Raw genomic sequence first — 1111 nt, 5'->3', positions numbered from 1 at the left:
AGGGGGCGTCTCAAAACTTATGAGATGCCCCCTTTATAATTTTATGTGGTTATACCAACCCAGGTGGTGTATCATATATTCAAATGATGATCTTTAGATCAATTTGATATTTTCGCCCTCTTTTTTAAGTTCTTTAGGCGATTTTCTTCCTAAGATTATGCGCCATAGCCAATAATCCGGTCTCTATTTCGACTTTTTCGATGCCACGAAGCATAAATCTTCTGAAGTGGTGATTTTGTTTGATGTTACCAAACACAGATTCTACATCAAAACACCGTTGTTTGCGTTTTGCTATGCCTCGCTTTGTTTTTAGCCGCTTATCTGCCCTGGATTTTAGTCGTTTCAGATTGTGATTAATCTCGATTACCCTGTTGCCTTTGGCCTGGTGGCATAATTCCTTTAACCGGCAATATTTACAACTCTCCGTTTCGTATTTGGTTATTGTTTGCAGATAACCGGTCTTCGTCCGCCTGATATAAGTACCAATATTATTCATCGGCTTATCTTTAGGACATTGATACTGGTCTTTGGCCTCGTCGTAAACTAGTTTATCAGCTGAGTAGGGTTTGTTTTCCTTCTTGTGTTTGCGCTGCTTTCTGTCAAACTGGTTGTGTTTAACATAGGCTGTGATTCGCTTTGATTCAAGCCACTGGTAATTTTGTTCGCTGCCATAACCAGCATCCGCTGTGATATTAGCCGGTTTTTTCTTGTAAGTTTTTATATGCTGTTCCAGGTGGGCGATTAGGGTATTGGTGTCTGTACTTTGCCTGTGGAGGCTGTAGTTAACAATGTATTGATTATTGGTACTTATCTGAACGTTATAAGCTGGCTTCAGTTGGCCATTTTTCATATGGTCTTCCTTGAGCCGCATAAACGTAGCATCCGGGTCTGTTTTGCTCATGCTGCTTCGGTCATCACCTATCATGGCTTCCTGTTCTTCGTATTTATCAAGAGAGGACGGCCAGTGCTTCTTGCCGTAGTTAAGCTTCTGACGGACGTTTTTATCAACCTTTTTATCTTTTAATGCCTCGTTTATTTTATTGATCGCTTCCGTTACTTTCTCGCTATCAATCTTATCAAAACCACTCGGATCGGTGTCATCCATTTCTGT

The 1111-nt window shown here is 40.7% G+C and carries 1 protein-coding gene; it reads right to left on the bottom strand.

Annotation, left to right across the window (positions count from 1 at the left end; all coding sequences use genetic code 11):
* Positions 1–133: 133 nt before the first annotated feature.
* A partial coding sequence (locus KE626_RS34460; protein ID WP_211977701.1) for a transposase occupies positions 134–1111 on the bottom strand: 978 nt, incomplete at its 5' end.

This window comes from Chitinophaga hostae (genome assembly GCF_018224885.1).
Classification (GTDB): Bacteria; Bacteroidota; Bacteroidia; order Chitinophagales; family Chitinophagaceae; genus Chitinophaga; species Chitinophaga hostae.
The sequence above is the reverse complement of the archived record's forward strand: the minus strand, read 5'-3'. Positions and strand labels throughout refer to the sequence as shown.